The following is a 22,378-nucleotide window of genomic DNA, read 5'->3' as shown; positions in this document are numbered from 1 at the left end:
CCGCCACTCCGACATCCCTCCGTGGCCTTGTCGGCGGCGGTCGAGATCGTGCACCTGTACACGCTCGCGCCACGGACCTCGGCAGGTGCACGGAGACGGCGCGTCCGACCCCGTACGGACCCGCGACAGGACCCCCGTAGCTCGTCCACGCCCGCCGGACGCCACTGATGCTTCTGGCGATCCGAGAAGTGCAGCCGTCGCGCCGATGCCGCCAAATGGGTGATTACCCGTCAACTATATTGCGGAAAGTATCCTCCGGGTGGCGTAATGTGATCACACCCTGTCAGGTGGGATGCCCGCCCCCTGCAGAACGGACAGCCAGCTGAGGCCGTGGGTCTCAGTCTTTGGCGTCGCCATGGGTGCCCCGTGGTGGTAAACGAAGCCCCCCAGCTGGTGCCGTGTCTTTGCCCAGGCCGGTGGATATGGCGGCTCGACAACGGCCAGGGAACGCCATGTGAGCCGGGCGTCCCCTGCCCGGACACCTCCGCCGTCGCCTCTTCACAGAGCCAGCGCCCCCGGCAGCCCCGTCCCCACCAGCCCCGCGTCCCACGCGGCAGCTCCGGGACCACGCGGTTCCCTCCCTGACGGCCATCGCCCTACCAGGCTGCCCAGCGTCACGTCCTCCTCCCATTCCCACTCATTCGAGCAGTACCCCAGAGAAGGAGACACATCATGGCAACCATCACTTCCCTCAGCGCCACCCAGGGCAAGGCCGGCGACTCCCTGACCATCAACGGCAGCGGTTTCGGCACCTCTGCCGTGACGGTGAACTTCGGTTCCAAGACGGTCGCCGCCACCGGTGCCACCACCACCGTCACCACCACGGTCCCGAGCGGGTGCGCCGGCCAGACCAACGTCAGCGTGACCGTGGGAACCTCCACCAGCAACAGCAAGCCATTCTTCTACATCGCCGCCCCGACGTGCTCTGCCGTGGTCGCGAACACCGGTCCGCTCACTCCGGCAGCCGTCAACCTCACCGGCACCGGCTTCGCGACCGCGACCGCAGTCACCTTCGGCGTCGCCGGCACCGGCACGATCAACAGCAAGACAGGGGACACCCTGCTGAACGCGACCCCTCCCACCAACACGACGGGCTTCACCACCACCACGCAGTCGGTGGACGTCACCGTCACCAGCCCCGGCGGCACCAGCGTCCCCGGCGGCGCCGCCTCCCAGTTCACCTACTACAACCTCCCGACGGTCACCGGGATGTCTCCCACCGAAGGATCCGCCGGCCAGACGGGCGTCACCGTCAGCGGCACCAACCTCGTTGACGTCAGCGACGTCATCTTCACGGACACGGTCACCGCCGCCGTGTTCCACGCCACCGACATCACGGGCCTCAGCGACACGGAGGTTCAGGTCACCGCACCCGCCGGCCTCGTCACCGCCGCAAGCTACGACGTCACGGTCACCACCCCGGGCGGCACCAGCACGACGAGCGCCGCTTTCGGGCCCGTGACCTGATCGTCTCCCGGCCGCCCGCTCCGGGCTGACGTCCGGTCACCACACCCTGACAGCGATGTCGGCAGATGCTGTGCCCTGGCTCCGGCCAGGGCACAGCAGTTCGCCGGTGAGCCAGGAGAGAATGTCTTGAAACCCCCCACCGCACGTCATGGGCGTGGCAACTGTGATTGGGGGCGGCGGCTGAACCGTGTGCCGGCGTGCCGGCCGGGCGCGAACTGCGAACTGCGAACTGCGTTGCAGACGGCGGCAGGACCTGCTGACCGCAACCCCCTGCGCCTGGCCCCGGCCGGCACCGCGTCCGGCAGCGGCGCCCCCTACGCCGGCGTCCTCGGCATCTCCGGCAACCCCGCCAGTGGCTACTACCTGAACCTCTACCCGGCCAGCGGCACCGTCGGCGTCTTCCAGTTCCCCATCCAGCTCACCGTCGCCACCCCCGACGGCACCCTCGACCGGGATGCCTGGACCATCACGACCTGCCAGCTGCCCTCCGCCAACGGGCCCGCACCGCGATGTACCTGTGGAACAAGGGCACCGGACAGCTCGCCCTGTGGAAGGACCTGGCGCTCCAGGCCGCCGACATCAACGCCGACGGCGTCCCCGACCTTTGGACCGTCGGTGACAACCGCGCAGCCACCGCCCAACCCCTCGCCGCCCTCTTCGACAGCAGCCGAACCGCCATGCACCGCACCCTCCTGAAGACCAGGAAACTGCTCGACGCGCACGGCATCGTCATCCCGCCCGCCACCACCCCACCCGCCGCTCTGACAACCCTCCAAGCCAGGGTCACCACCCTCAACCCCGACCTCACCAACAAGATCAAAACAACGTGTTGATGATCTGCAAGCCCTTAGCGAGCGATGCTGTCCTGCATGATCAACGCGACTCGGTCCCACCAGCGTGAATAACCCTCGCGCCGTCGCTTCGCAGGGTCACGGTGCGGTCCCACGGGTGGCGACCGAGGCGCTGTCCCAGCCTCCAGTTGACCCGTTTTCCGTCAAGTGCCAGTCATGGCAATAGCGTTCACCAATGCCGGACGTATTGACTGATTCATGACATTAAGTCACCATCGGCTGGGCGCGCCTCGTTCCTCCCTCCGTTCCTGCGGACCCCCACAGGAGGACAGTCATGCGACTGCCCCGACGCAGCCGGCCGGCCCTCGCCGTCGCCGCCCTGCTCTCGCTCGCCCTCGCCACGCCCCTCACCACGACTTCCGCATCCGCCCGGTCCGGTGCGCCCAACGTCACCGTCGACGAGACTCTCAGGCAGTACGCGGTCGACGGCCCGAGCACCGTCGCCGAGCGGACCGTGATCGCCGCCACCGGCGCCTCCATCGACGAGGTGGACGCCCGCTCCGTGGTGGTCAGCGCCAACGCAGCCGAACTGTTGCGGCTCAGGGCGCTCGGCTGGAAGCCCATCGCTCTGCCCGGCCCTGAGCAGGAAGCCCCGCAGCTCAGTACCACGCTCAACGACTTCCCGAGCAAAGACTCCGCCTACCACAACTACGCCGAGGCCACCGCCGACATCAACGCGTTGGTCGCCGCCCACCCATCGATCATGAGCAAGCAGGTGATCGGTACGTCATACGAGGGCCGAGACATCGTCGCGGTGAAGGTGAGTGACAACGTCGCCACCGACGAAAGCGAGCCCGAGGTACTGCTCACCTTCCACCAGCACGCCCGCGAGCACCTCACCGTCGAAATGGCGCTCTACCTGCTGCACGAGTTCAGCGACAAGTACGCGAGCGACTCGCGAATCGCGAACATCGTCAACAGTCGGGAGATCTGGATCGTCCCGGACCTCAACCCGGACGGTGGCGAGTACGACATCGCGACCGGTAACTACCGCAGCTGGCGCAAGGACCGACAACCTAATACCGGCAGCAGGTACATCGGCACCGACCTCAACCGGAACTGGAACTACAAGTGGGGCTGCTGCGGAGGCTCCTCCGGTTCCACCTCCAGCGAGACCTACCGGGGCAGCGCGCCCGAATCCGCAACGGAGACCAAGGTGGTCGCCGACTTCGTCCGCACCCGGGTGGTCAGCGGCAAGCAGCAGATCACCGCGGCCATCGACTTCCACACCTACAGCGAGCTGGTGCTGTGGCCGTTCGGCTGGACCAGCGCGGACACCGCGAGCGGCATGACGGCCGACGAGGCGAAGACCTTCGCCACTTTCGGCCGCACCATGGCCGCCACCAACGGCTACACCCCCGAGCAGTCCAGCGACCTGTACATCACCGACGGGTCGATCGACGACTGGCTGTGGGGCGCGCACCGGATCTTCGCGTACACCTTCGAGATGTACCCGACCTCCAGCAGCGGCGGCGGCTTCTACCCGCCCGGCTCGATCATCGACCGGGAGACCGGCCGCAATCGAGAGGCGGTGCTGCTCCTGCTGGAAAACGCCGACTGCATGTACCGGGCGATCGGCAAGCAGCAGCAGTACTGCGGCATCGCGAACTGAGCTCCGGTAGGGGTGGTTCGCAACGCCACTGACCATCGACTCGTCAACCCGTGCGCCATCGTGCCGATGATGCAGGCCGTTCTTGCCGACGCCGACAAGAACGGCCTGCTGCCGAGGCTGGTCCCCGGCAGCAGGCACAACTATCGGCCGGGCATGCTGACCGATGCCGGAGGAACCTCACCGACAGCCCGGCCGCCCGCGCCGGTCCGGGCGGCGGGCGCAGCGGCAGGATCGTGCTCTGGGGTACCACCTGGTGTGGCTCGCCGACGTCCTGCGGGCGATAGGTCAGGACTTTCCGGCGTAGTCGCCTCCGGTCACGAGCAGGCGCGGCGGACGGACCGCTCGGCCTGACGGTCACCCGGTCCGCCCCGCGCTCCTCACGGCCCGGGCCGCTGCTCCAGAGCGTGCAGGACCTTGTCCAGCGTGATCGGGAGGTTCCGCACGCGCACCCCGCAGGCGTGCCACACCGCGTTCGACACCGCGGCGGCCGTGCCGACGATGCCGATCTCCCCGATGCCCTTGGACCCCACGGCATTGACGTGGGGGTCGTGCTCGGGCAGCCAGTGCGCCTCGATCCCGTCGACGTCGGCGTTGGCCGCGATGTGGTAGTCGGCGAAGTCGTGGTTGACGACGTGGCCGGTGCGGGGGTCGAGCACGCTCTGCTCGTGCAGGGCCATCGACAGCCCCATCGTCATCCCGCCGACGAACTGGGACCGCGCCGTGCGCGGGTTGATGATCCGGCCCGCGGCGAACACGCCCAGCAGGCGCGCCACCCGCACCTCGCCCGTGTCGATGTGGACGCGCGCCTCGGCGAACTGCGCCCCGAAGGCGTGCATCGCGTAGCGGTCGTCGGCCGGACCGACGGCGCCGGAGGCCTCGGCCCCGTCCGGCGGCTCGGCCCCGTGCTCCTCGCGGAAGGCGCGTGCGGCCTCGACGACGGCCGAGCCCCAGGTCGTCATGCCCGAGGAGCCCCCGGCCACCGACGCCACCGGGTGGTCGGTGTCGCCGATCCGCACCTCCACGCGGTCCACCGGCACGCCGAGCGCGTCCGCCGCGATCTGCGCCAGGGTGGTCCACGTGCCGGTGCCGAGGTCGGCCGCCCCGATCTCGGCGACGTATCGTCCATCCTCCCGCCGGATCGTCGCCGTCGACTTCGTCATGCGGCTGACCGGGTAGGTGGAGGCCGCGACGCCCGTGCCGACCAGCCAGTCGCCGCGGCGGCGCACCCCGGGCCGCGGATCGCGCCGCGACCAATCGAAGCGCGCCGCGCCCTCCCGCAGGCAGCCGACGAGGTCGCGGCTGGAGAAGGGCTTGCCGGAGCCGGGTTCGACGGCGGGCTCGTTGCGGATCCGCAGCTCGACCGGGTCCAGTCCCAGGCGCTCGGCCAGCTCGTCCATCGCCACCTCCGGGCCGAACATGCCGGGGCACTCGCCCGGTGCGCGCATCCAGGAGGGCACCGGGACGTCGAGCGCGGCGAGCCGGTGCGTGGTCCGCCGGTTCGCCGAGGCGTACATCATCCGCGCGGGCACCCCGGTCTGCTCGGCGAACTCCTTGATGCGCGAGGTCTGTTCGACGACGTCGACCGCAAGCGCGGTGAGCCTGCCGTCCCGGTCGGCACCGAGGCGGCACCGCTGGACGGTCGGCGTGCGGTAGCCGGCGAGGGCGAACATCTGCTGCCGGGTCAGCGCGATCCGCACCGGCCGGCCGGGCACCGCGCGCGCCGCCATCGCGGCGAGCACCACATTGACGTGCGGCTGCCCCTTGGACCCGAACCCGCCGCCCACGTACGGGCAGACGACCCGCACCCTCGCCTCGTCCAGACCGAACAGCGGCGCCAGGACGGCACGCGTCGGGTGGACGCCCTGGGTGGAGTCCCACAGGGTGAGGAATCCGTCACCCGCCGGGTCCCACAGGGCCGCCGTGGTGTGCGGCTCCATCGGGTTGTTGTGGTACATCGCGGTGGTGTACGTCTCGTCGACGGTCACCGCCGCGGCCGCCAGCGCGGCGTCGACGTCGCCCTCGGAGGTGTCGGCGGGGAAGTCCGGGTTCACCTTCTCGGGCGTGTACAGGTCGTCGCGGTCGGCCCGCAGTTCGACGTCGTGCGCCTGCCGTGCGTAGCCGACCCGGACGAGAGCGGCCGCGTGCCGCGCCACCTCGGAGCTGTCGGCGACGACCAGGGCGACGACCTGGCCCCGGAAGGCGACCTCCTCGTCCTGCAGGACCGCCAGCTCGCGGTCCTCGGTGGAGGCCAGGCGTTCGGCGGTCGCGGGGGTGAGCACCGCGACCACACCGTCGAGTGCCTCGGCGGCGGTGGTGTCGAGCGCGGTGACGCGACCTCGCGCGATCGTGGCCTGGACGGCGTGCAGGTACGCGGCGTCCGCCAACGGGGCGTCACCGGCGTAGCCGGCGGTACCCAGCGCCTTGACCGCCCCGTCCCGGCGGGGCAGATCGCGGCCGACGGCGTCCGGCTCGCTCGGGAACGTCATCGGGACTCCTCTCCTGCCAGGCCGCGCAGGGTGGCGTCGAGGGTTCGGCGCAACAACGGGATCTTGAACGCGTTGCCGCCGTCCAGCCCCTCGGCCGGCCGGGCACCGGCCAGTTCCGCGTCCGCGGCGTCCCGGTAGCTCCGCTCCGAGGCCGGCGCGCCCCGCAGCGCCTCCTCGGCCCGGTACGCGCGCCACGGTGCGTGCGCGACGCCGCCGAACGCGACCCGCGCGTCCACGATCACGCCGTCCTCGACGTCGAGCGCCGCGGCGACGCTGACCAGCGCGAAGGCGTAGGACGCGCGGTCGCGCACCTTGCGGTAGGCCGAGCGGCGGGCGATCGGCGCGGCCGGCAGGTCGATCGCGGTGATCAGCTCACCGTGCTCCAGGACGGTGTCGCGCTCGGGTGCGTCGCCGGGCAGCCGGTGCAGCCCCACGAAAGGGACGGTGCGCTCCCCGGCCGGACCGAGCACCCGCACCCGCGCGTCGAGCGCCGCCATGGCCACCGCCATGTCGGACGGGTGGACCGCGATGCAGTGCTCGGAGGCGCCGAGGACCGCGTGGTGCCGGGTCCACCCGCCGATCGCGGAACAGCCGGAGCCGGGCTCCCGCTTGTTGCAGGGGGTGGTGACGTCCTGGAAGTAGGCGCAGCGCGTCCGCTGCAGCGGGTTGCCGCCGACGGTGGCCATGTTGCGCAGCTGCCCCGACGCCCCCGACAGCAGTGCCTGCGACAGCACCGGGAAGCGCTCGCGCACCCGCCGGTCCGCGGCGAGCTCGCTGTTGCTGACCCCCGCGCCGATCCGCAGACCGCCGCCGCCGAGCTCCTCGACCTCGGCGGGCAGGACACCGGCGAGGCCGACCACCAGCTCGGGCGCCACGACGCCCAGCTTGAGGTGGTCCACGAGGTTCGTCCCGCCGCCGAGGAACACCGCGCCCGGATTCCCGGCCACGCTGCGCACGGCGGCCGCGGCGTCGACGGGGCTGAGGTAGTCGAACGGCTTCACCCCTCCACCTCCGTGCCGGTCGCCCGGAGGTCGCCCGGCCGGGAGGCGCCCGCCCGCGCGGCCGGAGAGGCCCCGGCGGCCTGCCGGACGGCGGCCACGATGTTGACGTAGGCCCCGCAGCGGCACAGGTTGCCGCTCATCCGCTCGGCCACCTCGGTCCGGTCCAGCCGTGGCGCCCCCGGGCCCTCGGTCACCGCGCTCGGCCAGCCCCTGGCGAACTCGTCGAGCGCCCCGACCGCCGAGACGACCTGCCCCGGGGTGCAGAAGCCGCACTGGAGTGCGTCGCAGTCGACGAAGGCCCGCTGCACCGGGTGCAGGCCGCCGTCGGCGCCCGGTGGTCCGTAGCCGGTGGCCGCCCCGGCGGCGAGCCCTGCGGCGGTGACGACCTCGGCGCCGTCCTGGGAGACCGCGAGCGTCAGGCAGCTGAGCACGCGCCGGGCGCCGGACAGCACCGTGCACGCGCCGCACTGCCCGTGGTCGCACCCCTTCTTGGGGCTGGTCACCCCGAGCCGCTCGCGTAGGGCGTCCAGCAGCGTCGTGCGCGTGTCGACGGTCAGCCGACGCGCGACCCCGTCGACCCGTACGGTGATGTCCCTCTGCATCGCACGAGCGTCCCCGGTCCTAACAACGCCCACACGCCGCACGGCCCGCCGTCACACTCGCGGCGGCGGGCCGCGCCCCGGACGCGCGCCCGGCACGGGCCCGGTGTCAGGGGGATGCCCTACGGTGGCGCCGTGGACGAGTACGGGAAACGCGTCGAGTACGCGGTACCGGTCCTGCCGAGCCGGGACCTCGACGAGACCTCGGAGTTCTACTCCCGCCTGGGCTTCGAGCCGCGCGGGCGCTGGGACGGGGAGGACAGTTACCTGATCGTCGTCCGGGGCACGGTCGAACTGCACTTCCGGTACGACCCCGCGGTGGACCCGTTGACCACGGCCGGCAGCTGCTACCTGCAGGTCCGGAACGCGGACGCGCTGCACGGGGACTGGGCGCGGCTCGGCGTGCCCACCGACCGGGCCACCGGTAGCCGGCTGATGCCACCCGCCGACACCGGCCACCGGATGCGGGAGTTCGCGCTGGTCGACCGCAGCGGCAACCTGCTGCGGATCGGCAGCCCGTCCGGGCAGCGCTGAGCGCCGACGCCATCCGGAGGCGGGACGGCCCGGCCGTCTGCCCGGCCGTCCGGTCCGCGCGACCGGACGGCGTGTGAGCCACCGCGGCCGGTCACGGCTCGCGGACACACTCGATCAGGTAGTCGCCGGTGGCCGGGTCGATCGTGACGCCGTGGGTCTCGCTGCGGAACCCGGGGAACCGCCGGTCGAACTCCTCGGGGCCCGAAGGCCCGGCAACACCGACGCCATGTACAGCCTGGGCGTACTGCTGGCAGAGCTACTGGATCCGCCCGACGCGGATGGTGCCCGCCACTGGTACGAGCAAGCCGCCGAGGCCGGCGACACCGACGCCATGCGCAACCTCGGCATACTGCTGGAGAAGCTGGATCCGCCCGACCAGCTGGGCTGAGCCGTCACCGGCCAGGTGCGCCAGTGCCCGGGCGCCGCCCCACTTTGCGGACCCACTGCGAGCGCCCGGCTGGTGCCGCCCGTACCCATCTTGCTTGCGACGGTGGGCTTCTTGGCGGCTCGGACATGTCGTCACGGGCTGGACATACATGGTGGGCCTCGTTGCCAATATGATCTAATGACCGGTCAGATACGGAGCGATACAAGCCGGTTGTCGCTCCGCGGCCCCGATGGAAGACCCGCGGAGTTCAGGATGATGCTCACGACTGCCAGGTCATCGAATGCCGGGGCATCGGACGTCCCGTGGGGGGCGCCATCGTGTTGTGGAGCGACGGCTCGGCGATGAGCTGAGCGCAGAGGCCCGCGCCCGTTGGTCGAAGTGACACATTTGTCGAGTGCATGCCACATAATGGCAACGTCCGGCCATGCCCGGCGCTGCTCCATTGATCAGATTTTCCGTTCGCAATCCGCCGGGACTCCACGGGTCGGCGCTCGTTCACCACGAACGGGCGGTTCCGCCATGTCTGGCCTCCGGAGCCGGCTCGAGCCCTAGGACCCGACCGTTGACCTCGATACCCGAGACTGCCGCAGTGGTGCTTGGCGCCACGACCGCAGCTGGCGCTGTAGCCACGGCACTGCTGGCACGCTCGCGTCGCGCCCTGGTCGCACGAAGCACCGTGCAGTCCGAGGCATTGAACGCTTCCCAGCAGCGGGAGCAGGCGCTCCAGGACCATATCCAGCAGCTCGGTGACGAGCTTCAGCATCTGGTCGCCAGCCGTCTCCCTGGCCTGGCGCTGCATCTGGTCAGTGCGCACCACCCGGTCCCGGGTCTGAAGCACGAGGCGCTGTCCGGGACCGTGTACGCCTCGCTGCATGAGGCCGTGCTCGGCCACTACTCGGACACGGTGGCCAAGGAGCGTCGACGGATCGATGCCTCCGCCCGTGCGGCGCTGCGTGGGGCGTGCCAGGACATCCAAGCGTTGTCGTACCGGCTGCAGACGCAGGTCGAGGGCCTGCAGAGCGATTTCGACGACCCGCGTCTGCTCGAGAGTCTGTTCAAGGTCGACCACCTCAACGAGCAGGCGATCCGTCTGGTGCAGAAGGCCGCGATCGTCTGTGGCGCGTGGCCCGGGCACGTGCGCCCGGACACCTACGCCGTGGAGATCGTCAGCGGCGCCTCGTCCCGGCTCCACGGCTACGAGCGCATCAAGATCAGTTCGCGGCTGCTCGATTCGAACCTTGCGGTCGTCGGTCGCGCGGCGGAGCCCATCGCGGTGGCTCTTACCGAGCTCATGGCCAATGCCCTGGAGCACTCCCGGGACGACCTTGCGGTGGAGGCCGGCCTGATCCAGACCGGCAATGGCAGCGTCTGCATCATCATCGACGACGCGGGCACCGGCATGAGCGCGGAGGCCGTCCGTCGCGGTGTCCGCCTGCTCTCGGTCGAGGAGCAGCAGGACACGCTCCTGACCGAGCTCGGCGATCCGCCCGCTCTGGGGCTCGCAGCCATCGGCCGGCTCGTCGCCGACCACGGCTTCCAGGTCTCGATCGACCAGGTTTCCCCCTATAACGGGGTCCGTGCGGTGCTCACCATTCCCCCGCACCTGTTGACGACGATCGACGAGACAAAGGAACCGATCTCGGCGATGGCTCCCCTGCCTGCCGCACCCCCTGCTGCGCCGCAGTGGCCCACTCCGGCTGCGCCGAAGGACACGCCGGACGACGGCAGCGACCTGCCCCAGCGCCGTCGGCGCGCCCGCACGGAGCCCGCTCGCAGCGATGCTCCAGAGGTCGCGCCCCGAGAGCTGAACCCGGAGGTGGCCCGTGACACCTGGAGCCAGTTCCAGGCGGGACTCGCCGCGGGTCTGGCCCCCAACGATTCGAAGGAAGATCAGTGACCCTCTCCACCTCGCGCCCGATGATCGAGGATCCGTCGTGGGTCCTGAATCCCATCACCGAAGTCAGCAACGAGGTCAAGCACGCCCTGATCCTGTCCAGTGACGGCATGGTCATCGGCGCGACGGAAGGGCTCCTGCGGGAGGCCGCGGAGGGCATCTCCGCCATGACGGCCGCCCTTCACGGCGCGGCCCGTGCCGCGGCCAACGCGGCGCTGGACGCCTCGGACGGGACTCCCATCACGACCATCACCGTGCAGAACACCCACGGCACGTACATGATCATGCCGGCCGGTGCCCGCACCAACACCTTCATCGCCGTGGCAGGAGGCCTCGACATGCCCATGGGTACGGTCGCGCACATCATGGCCCGGCAGGCCAAGAAGCTCGGCGAGCAACTCATGTCCGTTCCGGCCCGCACACGGGAGGCGTCATGAGCCGCTCGTCGCAGGGTCGGCGGATGATCCCCAGCTACCTGGCCACCCGGGGCATCGGCACCCCGACCCGCAACACCATGCATTCGCTCATGGCCGTGGTCGCCACGGGTCTTCCGCCCGCCCCTCACCACACTCCGGTGCACCAGCGGATCATCTCGCTGCTGACGGGAGGCGCTCTGACCGTCAGCGAAACGGCCGCCTACCTCCGTCTGCAGACCAGTGTGTGCAAGGTCCTGATCTCTCAACTCCTCGACGGCGGGCACCTGCAGGTTCGCGTGCCGGCCCCCACCGCCCTGCTCCCCGACGCGGGCGCCGATCGTCCGTCGAAAGAACTCCTGGAAGAGGTGCTGAGTGGACTCCGCGCGCTCAGGCAGCACTAGCCCGCGTCCGGTCTATCTGCCGGAGGAGGACCACCAGAGGCTGAAAATCCTCGTGGCAGGCCCTCTCGGCATCGGGAAGACCACCGCGATCAGGACCCTGTCCGAGATCCCGACACTGCACACCGACGAGGTGATGACCGACGCTGCCGCCTCGGCGGACGACCTGACCCTGGACGGTCTGCGCGGCAAGACGACCACCACGGTCGCCATCGACTTCGGCCGGCTGACCGTGCCGCAGGCCAAGGTGGTCCTGTACCTGTACGGCACCCCCGGACAGCGCCGCTTCCTGCCCCTGTGGAAGGACATTGCCGACGGCGCCATCGGCGCCCTCGTCCTGGCCGACACCCGCCGCCTGGACCAGTCGTTCGAGGTCATGGACCTCATCGAGGAACGCGGCCTGGACTACGCGGTCGCCGTGAACACATTCCCGACCTCACCCGACTACACCCTCGACACCCTGCGCTCCAAGCTCGACCTGGACGAGCGCACCCCGCTGGTGACCTGCGACGCACGGGACAAGAACTCCACCCTGGACGCGCTCATCGCCCTGACCGCCCACCTGATATCCCGAGCCGGAGACGAATCGTCGTGACCGCCACTCCTCCCGCCACCCCGGTGCGCATCCACGGGCCAGAACACGACGCGGACCCGAGGCGCAGCTACGACCTGCTGCGCCTGCAGGGGCCGGTCGGCCTTGCGGAGATCTCCCCCGGTGTCGTCGTCCACCTGGTCACCGACTACCGGGCCGCGCTCGACCTCCTCCACGATACGAACACGTGGTCGAAGGACACCCGCTCGTGGATGGACCGGGTGCCGGCGGACAGTCCTGTCATGCCGCACGTGCAGTGGCGGCCCAGCCTGTTCTTCGCCGACGGTGCCCAGCACGCCCACCTGCGTAATGTCATCACGGACAGCTTCCGTCTTCTGGACCCGCACGATGTGCGCAACCTGACCTTCCGGTATGCCGACATGCTGCTCCAGCAGTTCGCGATGGACGGTGAGGTGGACCTGGTCGCCCAGTACGCGCAGCAGCTTCCGCTGATGGTTTTCAACGCACTGTTCGGCATGCCCGACGAATACGCTTCTCGCCTCATGCAGGCGCTGAGCGGGATGGTGAGCTCCGATCCCGAGCAGATGGCCGCGGGTGCGCAGTCGCTGAACGAGTACCTCACCAGCCTGTACGCCGCCAAGGCCCAGCAGCGCGGACACGACCTGACGTCGTGGTTCATCGACCACCCGAACGGGCTGAGTCCGGAGGACGTCCTGCAGCAGGTCATCATCGTTCTCGGTGCGGGCAACGAGCCGCTGACCAACCTGATCGCGAGCACGCTCGCGCGCATGCTCTCGGACGACCGCTACTTCGGCAGCCTCACCACCGGGAGTCTGCCGATCCAGCACGCGATCGACGAAGCGCTGTGGAACGACTCCCCGCTGGCGAACTACAGTCTTCACTTCCCCCGGCACGAGGTCGAGTTCTACGGCACCGTCATTCCGGCCGGTTCACCGGTGATGGTGTCCTACGCGGCCGCCAACTCCTGCCCGCACAGCAACCCGCCGAACGAGGGCCACCGCTCCGGCAACAAGGCCCATCTGGCCTTCGCCGCAGGCCCGCACGCCTGCCCGGCGCGTTCCACCGCCGTCCTCGTCGCCACCGCGGCGATCGAACGGCTCACCTCCTACCTGCCCGACATCAAACTCGCGGTGTCCGCGGCGGACCTGGTCTACGGGGGCGGTCCCATCTACCGGAGCCTGACGGCATTGCCGGCCCGGTTCACCCCGCTTCACTCAGCTCACCCACGCCGGCACGAAAGCCAGTCCCGACAGCAGACGTCCGGACTGGCAGAACCGGCCAGGGACCGCCTGACCGTGTAGCGGCGTCGACAGCATGTGCACCCACCATCCGGTCCCGGCAGAGCACTCACAGATCGAAGCCCGGCGGCAGTGTGTCTTCCGCCACATCGGTGCCAGGCGTGACGGCTGAAACGCCTGGGGAGGGGCGTCCGTGACCACATCCGCTCGCCAAAGGAACACGCATTGGCCGTTCTTGACCACAAGAGACACGCGGAGCCCGCGCTCACTGTCGTACCCCCTCCCGCCGCACTGGACCTCCGGGCCGTGCGGCGGGAGGTTGACGCGGCACTGGCCACGTTCCTGGACAGCAAGGAGCAGTCCGCGCCCGGCCCTGAACTGCCACCCCTCATAGCCCAGCTCCGCGAATTCCTGGCAGGCGGCAAGCGCCTGCGCCCCCTGCTGTGCGTGTGCGGCTGGTACGCCGGGGGCGGCGAGGTGAACCACTCGCCGGCCGTCCGTGCGGCGGCCGGCCTCGAACTCTTCCAAGCGTTCGCTCTCATCCACGACGACGTGATGGACGCCAGTGACGCCCGCCGCGGCCGGCCGTCCGCCCACCGGGCGCTGGCCGCCGCCTACACCTCCGCCGGCGGCCCGGCCTCCCGGGCCGAGGAGCACGGCGTCGGTGCGGCGGTGCTCCTCGGGGACCTGGCGCTGATCTGGTCCGACGAGCTCCTACACAGGGCGAGCCTGAGGAGCCAGGGCTCCGAGCGGGTCCTGCCGCTCCTGGACGAGATGCGCAGCGAGGTGGTCTACGGCCAGTACCTGGACTTGCAGACCACCGGGCTCCTGTCGGCGGATGTCGAGACCGCGTTACGGGTGGTCCGGTACAAGACCGCCAAGTACACCGTGGAGCGGCCGCTGCACATCGGCGCGGCTCTGGCCGGGGCCGGACCGGAGGTGCATACGGCTCTCAGTGCGTTCGCGCTGCCGCTCGGTGACGCTTTTCAGCTCCGCGACGATCTCCTCGGGGTCTTCGGTGATCCCCGGGAGACGGGCAAGTCGGTGCTGGATGACCTGCGCGCGGGTAAGGCCACGGTCCTCATGGCCCTCGCCGTCCAGCGGGCCTCACGGAGCGAACTGCGGTCGCTGCGCGCGCGGTTCGGCAGGCGGAACCTCACCGAGCGGGATGCCGAAGTGGTCCGGAGCATCCTCGAGCGCAGCGGAGCTCGGCAGGCCGTGGAGGAGATGATCCAAGCCTGGCGGGACGAAGCCCTGGCATCCCTCGATCACGCTCCCTTCCCGGCCGCCGCCGTCGCGGCGCTGCGGGACATTGCCGGGTCTGCGACTGCGAGGCACGCATGAACGAGCATCAGCACTGCGGTGCCGGGACGACCTTGGCGACGGCTCCTGCCGGCACCCCGCCGGTGAACGACCCCTGCACCATGGCGGCGAGGGAACTGATCGACGCGGTCGACGCCGACCCCTGGGGCGATGTCCGCCCGTCCCTGTACGAGACGGCCCGTGTGCTGTCGGCGGCGCCGTGGCTGCCCGGCGGACGGGCCCGCATCGACCACCTGCTGCGTGAGCAGGCCGGTGACGGCAGCTGGGGCGAAGGGCCCGCACCCTACCGGCTCCTGCCGACGCTGAGCGCCGTCGAGGCCATCCTCGCTGTACTGCAGCGGGAGCCCCTGGCCGGTGGTACGGCGGACCGGCTCGCCGCAGCGGCGGCCAAGGGGCTCACCGCGCTCGGCCGCCTGCCGTCGGCCGGGCCGTGGCCGGACACCGCAGCCGCGGAGATCCTCGTCCCCGGCCTGGTCGCCGCCGTCAACGAGCGCCTCGACCAGCCCGGTGTCGCGGACCTTCCGCACCTCGGGCCCTGGCACCGCGGCACGCGTCCCGCCGTCCCACTCGGCTACCACGCCGCGGCGCCCGAAGCGGTCGCCCGCAAGTGCCGGGCCGCCGGCAAGGTCCCGTTCAAACTGCACCACACCTTCGAGGGCGTCGCCGGGCACCTCCCGGACACGCTGCTGCCGCAAGCGGACGGGCTGCTCGGCTCTTCCCCGGCCGCCACCGCGGCCTGGATCGCCGCCGCAGGCCCCTCCGGGCAGCGGCAGCGTGCGGCCGACGAGCTCACCGCGGTGGCGCACCGCTACGGAGGCCTCCTCCCGGAGGCGGCACCGATCACGGTGTTCGAGCGGCTCTGGGTCGCTGCAGCGCTGGCCCGGGCCGGCCTGGCGACCTCCGGCCTGCCCACCCTGTGGAAGTGGGCCGACCACCTCTACGACCCCGCGGGCGTCCGGGGCGCACCCGGACTGATGGTGGACGCCGACGACACCGCCATGGCCGTCCTCGTCGCGGCCCTGGTCGACCGGCCCCGCGACCCCGCCCCGCTCGCCGCCTTCGACAACGGCCGCCACTACGACTGCTACATCGGCGAGGACAGCGGCTCCCTCAGCGCCAACGCCCACTCCCTCCAGGCCCTCCACGCCTACCTCCTCCGCCACGACCCCAACGCCACGGGGGCGCACCGGCCCGTCATGGACCGGGTGGCCGACTGGCTCATCGAGCACCAGCAGCCGCAGGGCCACTGGACCGACAAGTGGCACGCCTCCCCCTACTACGCCACCGAGCGGTGTGTCACCGCACTGGCCTCGCTCCCCGGGTTCCGGCGGCACCGAGCGGTCGAGGCGGCCGCCGCATGGGTGCTGGCCACCCAGCACGAAGACGGCTCCTGGGGCATATGGGGCGGCACCGCCGAGGAGACCGCCTACGCCGTGAAGATCCTGCTCGGCGTTTCCGGGCCGGAGCGTCATCCGCAACACACCCGCGCACTGGACCGGGCCGGGGCCTTCCTGCACGAGACAGTCGACACACCGGAGCACCAGCACCCCGCCCTCTGGCACGACAAGACCCTCTACGCACCGGAAGCGATGATCCAGGCCGAGATCATCGCCGCCCGCCACCTGCTGCACACCCACCACGAAACGGAGCACCGCCCGTGACCGCCGACGCAACGCCCATTCCGCATGCCCCGGGGCGCCTGCCCGTCGTCGGACACCTGCTGCCGATGCTCCGGGACCGGCTGGAGTTCATACAACGACTTCGCCGCCACGGTGACGTGGTGCAGATCGGGTTCGGCCCGAAGCCGGTGTTCGTCGTCAACTCACCCGAACTCATCTGGGAGATACTCACCGCCCAGCACGCGAACTTCGGCAAGGGCCGGCTCTTCGAGAAGCTCCGCCTGTTCGGCGGATCGCCGCTGCCGGTCGTCGAGGGCGGACCGCAGCACCTGAAACGCCGCCGCCTGATGCAGCCGGCCTTCCATCGCGAACGCATCAACTCCTACATCGACCGGATGATCACCACCGCGGAGACCGCACTCCGGACCTGGGAACACGGGGCACGACTCGACGTGCAGCACGAGGTGCAGCTCATGACCCAGGGCGTCGTCCTGTCGGCGCTGCTCTCCTCCGACCTCGACCGCGCTCCGGCGCAAGCCGTCATGAACGGCGTCGACACCCTCTTCCAGGCCGCCATCCGGCGCGCCGTCACGCCGGTCTCCGGCTGGGAGAAGCTGCCCCTGCCCGGCAAGCGCAAGGTCCGGGCCGCAAATGAGCTGCTGCGCGGGACGGTCAGCAACATCGTCGCCGCCCACCGGGCGGACCCTGAACATCCCGACGACCTCGTCTCCCTGCTCCTCGACGCCCGCGACGAGGACGGCCGGCCACTGGACGAGGAGGAGATCCTGTCCGAAATCACCGGTCTGCTGGCCGCGGGCACCGAGACCACCGCGGTCACCATGGCGTGGCTCTTCCACGAACTGGGCCACAACCCCCGCCTGGAGGAACAACTGCACCAGGAGGTGGACATCGTACTGGCCGGCGGCCGGCTCACCGCGGCGCACCTTCCCCAGCTGGCTCTCACCCGCAGACTCGTCACCGAGACACTGCGCCTGCACAACCCCGCCTGGATCGTCACCCGCCGAGCCACCGTCCCGGTGCGGCTCGGCAGCGCGCACCTGCCCGCCGGAGCCGACCTGGTATGGAGCCCGTACGCGCTCCACCGCGACCCCGAGCTGTACCCCGACCCGCTCCGGTTCGACCCGGACCGCTGGCTTCCCGAAAGGCCGCAGCCCCGCAGGGGCGCGTACATCCCGTTCGGCGCCGGAAACCGCATGTGCATCGGCGACGGCTTCACCTGGGCGGAGACCACGGTCCTGATCGCCCTCATCGCCTCCCGCTGGACCTTGCGGCACGCACCCGGCACCACCGTCCGGCCCATCCCCGCCATCACCGTCCACCCCTCCTCCCTCCACATGATCGCCGAGACCCGAGGACACGCCACGGCGCGGAAGGCAGCATGACCAGCACCGACCAGGCGCGCATCGCCGCCCTGCCCATGCCCGACCTCTCCCGCACCTTCCCCGGCCCCTTCCCGACCAGCCCGCACGCGGAAGACATCCAGGCGCACCTGGAGCAATGGCTGGACCGGTTCCCGCTCCTCAGCCGGCCCGAGGCGCGGCACATCCTCTGCGACATCGTGGCGCACGGGGTGGCCCGGACCTTCCCCACCGCCGAGGAGGACGGCCTGTTCCTGTGCGCGGACCTCTTCCTGTGGCTCACCGCCTTCGACGACACCTACGGCGAAGCGACAGCAGCCAGCAGCCAGGCCCAGCTGGTGCGCCGGATCCGGGGATGCGTCCACCTGCTGGCCGATGGTGAGCCGCCCGGCGACGCCGGTCCCTTCGACGGAGCGCTGCATGACCTCCTTGTGAGGCTGCGAGCCCGGGCCACGACCGCCCAGTACCTGCGGGTCACCGGCTCTTTCAGGGACGTCCTCTTCGGCATCCTTTGGGAGGCACAGCAGCTGGCCGAACCCGATCACGTCAGCATGCAGGAGTACCACACGATGCGCCCCCACACTGTGTTCGCGCGGGCCCTCATCGCCATGGCCGAAGTCGTCCTGCGGTACGAACTGCCCGAAGAGGCACGAAACTCCCCGGCAGTACGACTGCCGGAGTCGGCCGTCTGCGACCTCGCCGGCGTGCTGAACGACCTCGGCTCCTACGCGCGGGAATCCGCCAAGGACGTCCCGAACTCGCTGAACCTCATCCCGCTGATCACGAGAGAACAGAACTGTGAGGTTCCCGCTGCATGGGCAGCAGCTTCCCTTCTGGGGAAGGAACGTGCCGCGACCGCCCGGCACGGGCTCGACGAACTCGCGGCCAGCCACTCGACCCCGCTGGCCCAGCATGCCAAAGCCTTGGATTCCATCGCCTGCTCTTACATCTGGCACATCGACCACGCCCGCTACCGGAAGGTCTGATCTGAGCCCGCCAGGTGCCTGCGGTTCGACGGCGGCATCGAACACTCCACGGTGGCCACTGCCTCAAGTTGCTACAGGGCGGGAAGGCCTCCGCCCCGGCAGCGAGACGCCGGGGCGAGGGATGACCTTTAAAGACAGCGGGCTGTCCAGCGTGAGGGGCAGCCGGTCGCAGGCGGAGGTGACGGCGCTGGCATTGAACCTCTTTCATCCTGTCTCGACAGGGTGAAATACCTGGTCAGCGGGTTGCAGTGACGCAACAGGGCCCCTCGTCGTTGCCGTGGTGATCTCAGAGGACGTTAAGTCCTGTTTTCGATGCTTTGGTGTCGCTCGATCGTCGGGTCAACTGTGTTTCCAGGGTGCCTGCTGGATCACCGGTGGTGCCATGGTGGCCATGGGACGTCGTGCGTATCCGAGTGACCTGACCGACGATCAGTGGACCCTGATCGAGCCTGTGATCACGTCGTGGAAGCGGGAGCGAGTGGCGCGGTCGGCGACTGGCGATGCTGGCTCGTGCGACCTGTGGGAGGTCGTGAATGCGTTGTTCTACCAGAACCGGACCGGCTGCCAGTGGCGCTACCTGCCGCACGATCTGCCGGCCTGGTCGGCGGTGTTCTACTACTTCACCCTGTGGCGCGAGCACGGCCTGGACCAGCAGATTCAGGAACTCTTGCGCTGCCATGTGCGTGAGCGGGCCCGCCGATTAGAGGACCCGTCCCTGGTGATCATCGACACCCAGTCGCTGCGTGCTGCGGCCGGGGTGCCGAGGAGGACCACGGGACTGGACGCGGCCAAGAAGACCCCCGGCCGGGGCAACCGCGGGCAGCGCGGTGCGGTCGAGCAACGCGGCGTGGCGCAGCACCCACTCCCGGTCGTGCATCTGCGGGGTGCCGCGGTTGGCGCGGGCGAGGTTCAGCATCGCCGCCGTCTCCACGTGCGGCTCAGGGGCATCCGCGTCCGTCATGCGGACAGGGAGGAGGGACGACATGCACGGCCTCGACATCGTGGAGGAGCTTGCTGTCGACCACCGGGAGGTGGAGGCGCTGTTCGACCAGATCCGGGCGCTCCCGTCGGCGGACGCCCGCCGCAAGCACCGTGTCGACGACCTCACGATCGCTTTGGTGCGGCACATCGTGGCGGAGGAGGAGTACCTGCGTCCCGCGGTGCGCGAGAAGGTGCCGGGCGGGACGGCACTGGTCGAGGCGGCGGCGGGGGACGGCCGGATCGAGGCGACGCTTCGGGAGCTGGAGCACCACCAGGCCCACGACCCGGGCTTCGACGACCTCGTCGACCGGCTCGCGGCCGAGGCCGCAGCGCACGTCGAGGCCCAGGAACACCGCGTCTTCCCCGGGCTGCGCCGTTCCTGCACCCTCGACGAGCTGCAGGAACTGGGCCGCAAGGCCCGCCACGCGAAGACGCTCGCGCCCACCCGGCCCCACCCCTCCGAACCCGTGAACAAGCTCCTGGTCCCGACGGTCGGCCTTTTCGACCGGCTCCGCGACCTGCTGTCCGGGCGCGGCCACACCATCTGAGCCGTCATCTTCCGGGCCCGGGCCGGGCAGCCGGGCAAGGGCCGCTAGGGTCGGCCCGTCGTGTGGCAACCACTGCCCGCGGCACGACCGAGGACGGCTCATTCACGGGGGATGCCATGGCGGCGGACGTGTCCAAGGACGGTCGGCGGCCGGACACGGCGCACACCTCTCTCCTCTGAGCAACGTCGTGCCTTCACCACCTGGTACCTGGAAGGCTCGCATGTCATGGCCGCTGCCGGAACCATCTGAGCTGGCACCTGGGTCGGCACCGTCGAGGACCGGCCCTCCACGGCCACCCTGTCCGTCAGCGAGCTGGAAACATCGGAGGACGCCGCACCGCAGACGGTCGCCGCCGGACTCATGGAACTCCTCGCCCCGTCCCGGGATGCCGACGCCTGGGCGCCGCAGACGTACGTCGAGCTTTTCCGAGCACCGGCCGGACCGGTGGTCGTCACGCTCAGCCACGATCCCGGGTAGGAGGTGGCCCCGGAGGAGTGGATCCCGCTGCTGTCCGCCAGGGCATACCTGCCCATGCCCGCCCCACTACGGGGAATCCTGATCATCGACCTCACCACACCGAACACCGACCACTGGCCGCACACCTACGCACCCCTCCTCGTTCCCATGGTGCGCAGCATCCAATTCCGGGTGGTCAGGCCGCAATTGGCATGGCTCGGCGGTAGCCGAACATCGGAGCCGGCAGCGGGTGCTGTCGTTTCCAGCCGGTCGGCGTGCTCAGGTGTGGAGTGCGGTGCCGAAGGGGTCGGTGGTCGGGGCTGCCCCCGGTGGGTCAGGCACCGCATCACCTGGAGCCTGGTCGATGGCGGGGTTCGACCGCTCGTCGGGGAAGCGAATGCTCTGCACCACGAAGGAGAACAAAGGCGCGTAGATGTCGGCCCAGTGATCGATGTCGGGTGTGGCGAGTTCCACAAGTAGCACGCCCTGGTCGCGGGCGGGCATGGGCAAGTAGGCCTTGGCGGACAGCACTGGGACATGGCCTCCGTCTGTGCGCAGCAGGCCCGGGCCCGGCTCGAGTGTAACGACCACCGGTCCGGCGGGGGCGGTCAGCCGGCTGACCTGGCGCTTCGGGGGCGTGCCGTCGGCTTGCGGGTCGGTCAGGAGCTGCATGAGGCCGGCAGCGGCGGTGGCAGGCGGTACGCCGGCGCCGGTGGCGATCTCGGCGACGGTCAGGGTCGCGGTGGACAGGCGGCCGTCGACGGTTCCGGCGCAGCTGCCGGACCAGATGGGGGCGAGCGTGTCCAGGGCGGTGGAGGCGGCGGCGTACAGCAGCGTGAGGTCACGGCGTTGTTCGGTGGTCAGCGTGCGCGCGGCTTCGCCCAGGCGGTCGAGGACGGCCTCGTAGGCTTCCTCGTTGTTTTCGGCCGGCAGGAACTCGGTGAAGCCGTGCGGGATGCGGAACTCGACGGTGGCGGTGCTCAACGGCGGTGTCCTTCTCCGCTGGTCGGCGGGTGGCTTGTCGGTGTGTGGCCGGTTGTGAGGCGGCGGGCCCGGTCGCGGATGCGGCGTGCGGCGAGGGCTGCGGCCAGCAGGGCGACGACGATGGCGATGGTGACGGCGTCCCACCAGGCCAGGGATACGGGTCTGCCGGTTTTGGTCACGCCGAGCATGGCCAGCAGCCGGACGAGTGCGGTGAATGCGGCGAGGAGGACGAGGTTGCCGGGGCTGAGCCGGGTGCGCCAGGGGGTGACCGGCGGGTATGGCAGCTGTTCGGGCGGTGGCAGGAGGGGGCCGTGGCCGGGCGGCCAGCCTGGGGGGGTCCACAGCAGCGGCCACCGGCCTGCCTGGTTGACGGCCCACGGCACGGGGGACGGGGCACCGGGCCGCAGGTCCGGTCGACGCATCCATGCGGCTCGTTGCTGGGCCGAGGGGTCCGGGTCGAGGACCAGGTGCAGGCTCGGCCCGGTCAGGGAGGGCAGCGTGCCGGGGTCGTGGCGGTGCAGGCGGTAGCCGTACAGCCCGGCGACCCAGATCTGTTGTGCGAGTTCCGGCCCGCGGTGGTAGGTGCGGACGGTGACTTCGGGTGCGCCGGTCAGCCGGCGGGCCAGGTCGGAGAGGTCCACGGG

At 70.5% G+C, this 22,378-nt stretch carries 20 protein-coding genes and 2 pseudogenes; 16 read left to right on the top strand and 6 right to left on the bottom strand.

The window, feature by feature from the left end; translation table 11 throughout:
• The first annotated feature begins 672 nt into the window (after nucleotides 1-672).
• From AB0O09_RS03365 to AB0O09_RS03355, 3 genes and pseudogenes are all read left to right on the top strand, one after another.
• Complete coding sequence (locus tag AB0O09_RS03365) at nucleotides 673-1,467, top strand: IPT/TIG domain-containing protein (RefSeq protein WP_363539720.1); 795 nt, start codon at nucleotides 673-675, stop codon at nucleotides 1,465-1,467.
• 623 nt (nucleotides 1,468-2,090) lie between these two features.
• A pseudogene (locus AB0O09_RS03360) lies at nucleotides 2,091-2,300 on the top strand (ISAzo13 family transposase); the annotation flags it as partial.
• Nucleotides 2,301-2,592: 292 nt separating this feature from the next.
• Nucleotides 2,593-3,930, top strand: coding sequence for a M14 family metallopeptidase (locus AB0O09_RS03355; protein WP_363539718.1), 1,338 nt, complete (start codon nucleotides 2,593-2,595; stop codon nucleotides 3,928-3,930).
• A gap of 377 nt (nucleotides 3,931-4,307) precedes the next feature.
• Here the strand turns inward: AB0O09_RS03355 and AB0O09_RS03350 are convergent, their stop codons facing one another.
• Genes AB0O09_RS03350 through AB0O09_RS03340 form a run of 3 tightly spaced genes read right to left on the bottom strand, consistent with a single transcriptional unit; the run spans nucleotide 4,308 to nucleotide 8,019 of the window.
• Complete coding sequence (locus tag AB0O09_RS03350; protein ID WP_363539716.1) at nucleotides 4,308-6,416, bottom strand: xanthine dehydrogenase family protein molybdopterin-binding subunit; 2,109 nt, start codon at nucleotides 6,414-6,416, stop codon at nucleotides 4,308-4,310.
• Nucleotides 6,413-7,417, bottom strand: coding sequence for a xanthine dehydrogenase family protein subunit M (locus AB0O09_RS03345; RefSeq protein ID WP_363539714.1), 1,005 nt, complete (start codon nucleotides 7,415-7,417; stop codon nucleotides 6,413-6,415). Before AB0O09_RS03345 ends, AB0O09_RS03350 begins: the two co-directional genes overlap by 4 nt.
• The gene (locus AB0O09_RS03340) at nucleotides 7,414-8,019 is read right to left on the bottom strand and encodes a 2Fe-2S iron-sulfur cluster-binding protein (protein WP_363539712.1); all 606 of its coding nucleotides are present in this window, start codon (nucleotides 8,017-8,019) and stop codon (nucleotides 7,414-7,416) included. The genes AB0O09_RS03345 and AB0O09_RS03340 overlap by 4 nt, the downstream gene beginning before the upstream one ends.
• A gap of 132 nt (nucleotides 8,020-8,151) precedes the next feature.
• Between AB0O09_RS03340 and AB0O09_RS03335 the strand changes: the two genes are divergently transcribed.
• The 12 genes and pseudogenes from AB0O09_RS03335 to AB0O09_RS03280 all read left to right on the top strand — a co-directional run.
• Entirely contained in the window at nucleotides 8,152-8,550 is a 399-nt protein-coding gene (locus AB0O09_RS03335; protein ID WP_363539710.1) for a VOC family protein, read from the top strand.
• Nucleotides 8,551-8,701: 151 nt separating this feature from the next.
• The gene (locus AB0O09_RS03330; RefSeq protein ID WP_363539708.1) at nucleotides 8,702-8,938 is read left to right on the top strand and encodes a hypothetical protein; all 237 of its coding nucleotides are present in this window, start codon (nucleotides 8,702-8,704) and stop codon (nucleotides 8,936-8,938) included.
• A gap of 589 nt (nucleotides 8,939-9,527) precedes the next feature.
• Complete coding sequence (locus AB0O09_RS03325; RefSeq protein WP_363539706.1) at nucleotides 9,528-10,835, top strand: ATP-binding protein; 1,308 nt, start codon at nucleotides 9,528-9,530, stop codon at nucleotides 10,833-10,835.
• Nucleotides 10,832-11,269: a roadblock/LC7 domain-containing protein gene (locus AB0O09_RS03320; RefSeq protein WP_363539704.1), complete on the top strand. Its 438-nt coding sequence runs from the start codon at nucleotides 10,832-10,834 to the stop codon at nucleotides 11,267-11,269. Before AB0O09_RS03325 ends, AB0O09_RS03320 begins: the two co-directional genes overlap by 4 nt.
• 23 nt (nucleotides 11,270-11,292) lie before the next feature.
• Entirely contained in the window at nucleotides 11,293-11,649 is a 357-nt protein-coding gene (locus AB0O09_RS03315) for a DUF742 domain-containing protein (RefSeq protein WP_363539702.1), read from the top strand.
• A 40-nt stretch (nucleotides 11,650-11,689) separates the two neighbouring features.
• Complete coding sequence (locus AB0O09_RS03310) at nucleotides 11,690-12,241, top strand: ATP/GTP-binding protein (RefSeq protein ID WP_363539763.1); 552 nt, start codon at nucleotides 11,690-11,692, stop codon at nucleotides 12,239-12,241.
• Complete coding sequence (locus tag AB0O09_RS03305; RefSeq protein ID WP_363539700.1) at nucleotides 12,238-13,521, top strand: cytochrome P450; 1,284 nt, start codon at nucleotides 12,238-12,240, stop codon at nucleotides 13,519-13,521. Before AB0O09_RS03310 ends, AB0O09_RS03305 begins: the two co-directional genes overlap by 4 nt.
• 162 nt (nucleotides 13,522-13,683) lie before the next feature.
• The gene (locus tag AB0O09_RS03300; protein ID WP_363539698.1) at nucleotides 13,684-14,802 is read left to right on the top strand and encodes a polyprenyl synthetase family protein; all 1,119 of its coding nucleotides are present in this window, start codon (nucleotides 13,684-13,686) and stop codon (nucleotides 14,800-14,802) included.
• Nucleotides 14,799-16,442, top strand: a complete 1,644-nt coding sequence (locus AB0O09_RS03295) for a prenyltransferase/squalene oxidase repeat-containing protein (RefSeq protein ID WP_363539696.1) — start codon at nucleotides 14,799-14,801, stop codon at nucleotides 16,440-16,442. The genes AB0O09_RS03300 and AB0O09_RS03295 overlap by 4 nt, the downstream gene beginning before the upstream one ends.
• Nucleotides 16,439-17,803 (top strand): cytochrome P450, encoded by a 1,365-nt coding sequence (locus AB0O09_RS03290; protein ID WP_363539694.1) that lies wholly within the window; start codon nucleotides 16,439-16,441, stop codon nucleotides 17,801-17,803. The genes AB0O09_RS03295 and AB0O09_RS03290 overlap by 4 nt, the downstream gene beginning before the upstream one ends.
• On the top strand, nucleotides 17,800-18,765 hold the full coding sequence (locus tag AB0O09_RS03285) for a hypothetical protein (protein ID WP_363539692.1): 966 nt from the start codon (nucleotides 17,800-17,802) through the stop codon (nucleotides 18,763-18,765). The genes AB0O09_RS03290 and AB0O09_RS03285 overlap by 4 nt, the downstream gene beginning before the upstream one ends.
• A 391-nt stretch (nucleotides 18,766-19,156) precedes the next feature.
• Nucleotides 19,157-19,573: pseudogene (locus AB0O09_RS03280) on the top strand (transposase); the annotation flags it as partial.
• Here AB0O09_RS03280 and AB0O09_RS03275 read toward each other — a convergent pair.
• Nucleotides 19,466-19,726: a hypothetical protein gene (locus tag AB0O09_RS03275; protein WP_363539690.1), complete on the bottom strand. Its 261-nt coding sequence runs from the start codon at nucleotides 19,724-19,726 to the stop codon at nucleotides 19,466-19,468. The pseudogene AB0O09_RS03280 and the gene AB0O09_RS03275 overlap by 108 nt on opposite strands.
• 22 nt (nucleotides 19,727-19,748) lie before the next feature.
• On the opposite strand from AB0O09_RS03275, the gene AB0O09_RS03270 reads away from it, so the two are divergent.
• Complete coding sequence (locus AB0O09_RS03270) at nucleotides 19,749-20,294, top strand: hemerythrin domain-containing protein (RefSeq protein ID WP_363539688.1); 546 nt, start codon at nucleotides 19,749-19,751, stop codon at nucleotides 20,292-20,294.
• 735 nt (nucleotides 20,295-21,029) lie between these two features.
• Here the strand turns inward: AB0O09_RS03270 and AB0O09_RS03265 are convergent.
• Together AB0O09_RS03265 and AB0O09_RS03260 are read right to left on the bottom strand one after the other, a co-directional pair.
• Nucleotides 21,030-21,734, bottom strand: a complete 705-nt coding sequence (locus AB0O09_RS03265) for a hypothetical protein (protein ID WP_363539686.1) — start codon at nucleotides 21,732-21,734, stop codon at nucleotides 21,030-21,032.
• Nucleotides 21,731-22,375: a hypothetical protein gene (locus AB0O09_RS03260; protein WP_363539684.1), complete on the bottom strand. Its 645-nt coding sequence runs from the start codon at nucleotides 22,373-22,375 to the stop codon at nucleotides 21,731-21,733. Before AB0O09_RS03260 ends, AB0O09_RS03265 begins: the two co-directional genes overlap by 4 nt.
• Between the last annotated feature and the right edge of the window lie 3 nt (nucleotides 22,376-22,378).

Source organism: Kitasatospora sp. NPDC093679 (assembly GCF_040683455.1).
Classification (GTDB): Bacteria; Actinomycetota; Actinomycetes; order Streptomycetales; family Streptomycetaceae; genus Kitasatospora; species Kitasatospora arboriphila.
Note: the sequence above shows the minus strand (reverse complement) of the source record. Positions and strands in the feature narration are given on the sequence as shown.

Excerpts from the sequence above, each read along its gene's own strand:
- AB0O09_RS03270 (WP_363539688.1), top strand. The coding sequence starts at position 19,749 with ATGCACGGCCTCGACATCGTGGAGGAGCTTGCTGTCGACCACCGGGAG.
- AB0O09_RS03315 (WP_363539702.1), top strand. The coding sequence starts at position 11,293 with ATGATCCCCAGCTACCTGGCCACCCGGGGCATCGGCACCCCGACCCGC.
- AB0O09_RS03340 (WP_363539712.1), bottom strand. The coding sequence starts at position 8,019 with ATGCAGAGGGACATCACCGTACGGGTCGACGGGGTCGCGCGTCGGCTG.
- AB0O09_RS03365 (WP_363539720.1), top strand. The coding sequence starts at position 673 with ATGGCAACCATCACTTCCCTCAGCGCCACCCAGGGCAAGGCCGGCGAC.
- AB0O09_RS03285 (WP_363539692.1), top strand. The coding sequence starts at position 17,800 with ATGACCAGCACCGACCAGGCGCGCATCGCCGCCCTGCCCATGCCCGAC.
- AB0O09_RS03295 (WP_363539696.1), top strand. The coding sequence starts at position 14,799 with ATGAACGAGCATCAGCACTGCGGTGCCGGGACGACCTTGGCGACGGCT.
- AB0O09_RS03350 (WP_363539716.1), bottom strand. The coding sequence starts at position 6,416 with ATGACGTTCCCGAGCGAGCCGGACGCCGTCGGCCGCGATCTGCCCCGC.
- AB0O09_RS03275 (WP_363539690.1), bottom strand. The coding sequence starts at position 19,726 with ATGACGGACGCGGATGCCCCTGAGCCGCACGTGGAGACGGCGGCGATG.
- AB0O09_RS03355 (WP_363539718.1), top strand. The coding sequence starts at position 2,593 with ATGCGACTGCCCCGACGCAGCCGGCCGGCCCTCGCCGTCGCCGCCCTG.